Annotated in this window: 3 protein-coding genes and 1 pseudogene; 2 read left to right on the top strand and 2 right to left on the bottom strand. The window is 47.2% G+C overall.

Translation table 11 applies throughout. The features are described 5' to 3' along the window. Both GRP75_RS22145 and GRP75_RS22140 read right to left on the bottom strand, forming a co-directional pair. Positions 1 to 227: hypothetical protein (locus GRP75_RS22145; RefSeq protein WP_202404259.1), on the bottom strand; the 227-nt coding region annotated here is incomplete at its 3' end. Between the two features lie 355 nt (positions 228 to 582). Further along, complete coding sequence (locus GRP75_RS22140) at positions 583 to 1,614, bottom strand: FUSC family protein (protein WP_202404258.1); 1,032 nt, start codon at positions 1,612 to 1,614, stop codon at positions 583 to 585. A 187-nt stretch (positions 1,615 to 1,801) separates the two neighbouring features. Here GRP75_RS22140 and GRP75_RS22135 point away from each other — a divergent pair, with 187 nt between their 5' ends. Next, positions 1,802 to 3,124 (top strand): MFS transporter, encoded by a 1,323-nt coding sequence (locus tag GRP75_RS22135; protein ID WP_445667583.1) that lies wholly within the window; start codon positions 1,802 to 1,804, stop codon positions 3,122 to 3,124. 93 nt (positions 3,125 to 3,217) lie between these two features. After that, a pseudogene (locus tag GRP75_RS30535) lies at positions 3,218 to 3,386 on the top strand (glycosyltransferase family 4 protein); the annotation flags it as partial.

Here is a 3,386-nt window from a genome sequence, read left to right as displayed (position 1 = left end):
AAAATCTCAGACTGCTGACGCAAACTGGTGGACGTCTCACCCACATCATCTGCCTCACTGAAATTGATCGTTACCTCATCCCAGAAGTCTTTACGCATATCGACGACATCTCCGCGCACAGAACCAACCTCTGTCTCTAGCTTCCGAATACGCCCGCTAATCACTGCGGTCACATCTTCTACTCTTCGTTGTTCTTCATTCCATTGCTGTTCAGTAGTCACTGGCATCGCTCCTGTTCCGTTTCCTCCTGCTCCATGCAGGGCTCCCTTGCGTACAAACTATGCTCTATTATGGACCCGGGCATACTCGCGGCATCCCCCTGATCCGGGAAAATTGACTAATCCTTTGAAGCATGCTATAATGTAACAAGAAGTGTAATTCACAACTTATGCATATGGTTTCACAATAAAACAGAGCATCCTCTATTGTAGCAAGTTCAGTCCCTGTTCGCAACCAGCGGGCTTTTTTTGTGCGTTCTGGCAACCATCTATTAACCTGTTCTTACATACTTGAATTCATTACATAAAAAAGCGACCGTCCATCTGATTGATGAATGCGGTCGCTTTTCTTTAGGAAATTCGCCTATCTGCTCTCTTCTACAGGATGAATATGATCGGCCAGTCTGCTCAACCTCTCCAGCTGATGACCATAGTCGTACATCGCCGCAGCCACAATGGACAGCCGCAGCATTCCTTCCTGACAATGGTCAAAACGTGTGATCGCATGCTTCATAAATTCGCCGTTGGCTTGCTGAAACAATTCACTTTCGTCCTCATTCGGTTTTAGCTTATTTTCGAATTTCAGTAGAGCATGCTCGTGAAAACGAATCAGCAGCTCCAGATGACTGTCAAAAAAAGCATCCGTTCCTTTTGGCCGTAAAGACTGGAAGTAGTGTCTTTCCACCGCATCCAGTACCTCATATCCTTTGTGTAAACTTCCGAGCATTTGTTTGTATACTACCATTTGTCTCGTTTGACTAAACTTGGAGCGCTTGAGCTTCTTCTGCTCTTCCTCGAACAAATGATATTTGTCCGACAGCGATTTAATGGCTCCCTCCAGATTTCCTTTTTCCTCTTTAAAGACAGACTCCTTAATCTCATCGGAAATGGCAGTACGCAGCAGCAAGGACATGCTGTTAAATACATTTTGAATCTGATTAATAAACTGCCTTTTCGGTTTCGGGGGAAAAACACTAACATTGATGACAAAAGCAGACACAATCCCAATCAAAGTGAGCGCAAAGCGGGTCACCGCAAATTTCCAGTCCCCTGAGGCTTCCATTACAGAAACAACAGTCACGAGTGTCAATCCAACCGTATCAGCCATATTTATTTTCAGACATATCATAAGTACCAATACACATACCAGTCCAACTGCAATCGGCTCATTCGAAAATACCATTCCGCCCAGCAACGCCATGATTGCACCTAGTGTGCTTGTTTGGAGTTGATCCAGAAAATAACGCCTCGACCTATATATCGACGGTTGCATGGCAAAAATAGCGGCTATCGCTGCCCCCACAGGCGAATGGGTGTTCAAAAGCGTGCTCAGAAAAAGGGCGAGCGTCACTGCGATTCCCGTTTTTAACACCCGTGCTCCAAAAGCCAAAGCCATCCCTCCTGCTTACCTTTCAAATTTATTCATACCGAATTACTATAATGAAAATTCAATGTAAAGTCCATGCTTTATTATTACCCAAAACAATCGGAGATCAGGAATATTTATGAAATGTACAGTTCCTGATAGAATACATATCAACAGAATTAACTTATTTGCAACAACGTCACAGGAGGAACTCATCGTGTCATGGATTAGCAAAATGTTAGAAGAGCCCCGAAAGTGGCCGCGTAATATCCGATTGTTTTTTATGGCCAATCTGCTGTACCAGATGGGCACGGGAATGTTTTCTGTACTGTATAACCTGTATATCCAAGGGCTTGGCTTTGATGATGATATGAACGGCCGGGTGGTCAGCATGCAGGCGCTGGCGACGGCGTTGCTGTTCATTCCGGTCGGATTTTTGGGGGATCGGACGAGCCGCGAAAATATGCTGGTCATCGGCGCATTATTCAGCGGCCTGGCCTTTCTCGCCCGTACCTTTACAGATACCAGCGGAAGCATGTTGGTATTTGCCGTAATCTCAGGTGTATTCGCCGCCTTTATTCAGGTGCTGGCTGTGCCTTTTTTAGCGGAAAGCATAAGTAAAGCTCAACGCTTAAAAATATTCAGCTATTACTCAGCTCTTGTACTGGCAGCCCAGGTTCTGGGTAGCTTCGGGGGTGGCGTACTCGCAGATGGGCTGCAGACGTGGGGAATCACACCGCTATCCAGTCTGCGGGTCGCTCTGTTCCTTGGAGGAATGGCAACATTGACCGCCTTTATTCCTCTATTGTTCATCACAAAAACTACAGCAACCGTAGAAGCACCAGCTCCTGCTGAATCTTCACCTCAAACAGAACAAGTACATACACCGCACAGTGCACCCGATATCCCTGCCTCAGAGACGCCTACTGCTGCTTCTGATCGCCGGGTTATTGGACAATTTGTTCTGGCCCAGTTTTTTCTTGGGTTAGGTTCAGGTCTGGTCATCCCGTATCTTAATTTGTATTTTACGAACCGCTTCTCCGTATCGCTCAGCGCAATGAGTTTACTGATTGCACTCGGCCAGCTCATGACCATCCTCTCCATGTTGATCGGGCCTACCCTCGGCAGCCGGATTGGACTGGTCAGAGCTGTAGTTGGCTTCCAACTGCTTTCGCTACCCTTCCTTCTCATTACCGGCTTTACGAACGTGCTATGGATTGCTTCCATCAGCTTTCTATTCAGGCAAGCGCTAATGAATGCAGCCAATCCGCTGCAAACCGCCATTCTCGTCGAACGTGTGTCAGATAAAAATCGCGGCATTGCCAACTCCATTCTCCAGACGACCTGGATGCTAGGCACCGCAGGTATGGGACCTGTACAAGCCTATTTGGTTACAACATATGGCAACTACTGGGGCTATGCCATCACATTTAGCATGACAGGTGTTTTCTATATTTTGTCCTCCCTCGTCTATTACAGAATGTTCCGAGAAAAGCGCCCGTCCGCGGGCCAGCTTTTACAAAACCCAGCAAGCCCGTAAACAAAATCATGACACAATAAAAGCCGGAGCCTCCAAGCGGACTCCCCTGGAACGTCATAGGATAAATGAGAATGGCGGAGGAGGAATGAAGGCATGCTTCGAGTTGCATTATTTACGGACACGTATACGCCTGACGTGAATGGCGCTGCTCTGACCCTGGAACGATGGATTGGCTATCTGGAGACACATGGAGTATCTACGCTCGTCTTCGCACCGGAGGCAGAGCATCATCTGCCCTCTGAGCCGGGTGTAGAGCGATTTC

Source organism: Paenibacillus sp. OT2-17, from assembly GCF_009827695.1.
GTDB classification, from domain to species: domain Bacteria; phylum Bacillota; class Bacilli; order Paenibacillales; family Paenibacillaceae; genus Paenibacillus; species Paenibacillus polymyxa_B.
The sequence above is the reverse complement of the archived record's forward strand: the minus strand, read 5'-3'. Positions and strand labels throughout refer to the sequence as shown.

Bases quoted from the DNA above. Each gene is read 5' to 3' on its own strand.
- GRP75_RS22140 (WP_202404258.1), bottom strand. From the start codon at position 1,614: ATGGCTTTGGCTTTTGGAGCACGGGTGTTAAAAACGGGAATCGCAGTG.